The following is a 373-nucleotide window of genomic DNA, read 5'->3' on the forward strand; positions in this document are numbered from 1 at the left end:
TGGCCACGGACTGCTCCAGGCCGAAGGGGGATCCCAGGGTCATGACCCACTCGCCGATGGTCAGGTTGTCGGAATCGCCGACCTCCATGACCGTCAAGCCACTGGCGTCCTTCGCCTTCAGCACGGCCACGTCGGAGGAGGGATCGGCGCCCACCAGCTCGGCGTCGTAGGTCTCGCCGGCCACGGTGACCTTGTAGGCATCGCCGCCCTCAACCACGTGGTTGTTGGTGATGATGTAGCCATCCTCGGTTAGCACCACACCGGAGCCCTGGGAGTACATCTGCAGGTCCTGGTTGCCCTGGCTGCCCTGGTCGGAACCATAGCCATAACAGAAGAGCTCTTCCAGACCGCCCATGCCGCTCATGCTCTGCTG

The 373-nt window shown here is 63.8% G+C and carries 1 protein-coding gene; it reads right to left on the bottom strand.

The features are described from left to right. A partial coding sequence (locus PZH32_RS11720; RefSeq protein WP_275208431.1) for a S1C family serine protease occupies positions 1-373 on the bottom strand: 373 nt, incomplete at both ends.

The organism is Adlercreutzia equolifaciens, assembly GCF_029076695.1.
In the GTDB taxonomy this organism is placed as follows: Bacteria; Actinomycetota; Coriobacteriia; order Coriobacteriales; family Eggerthellaceae; genus Adlercreutzia; species Adlercreutzia equolifaciens_A.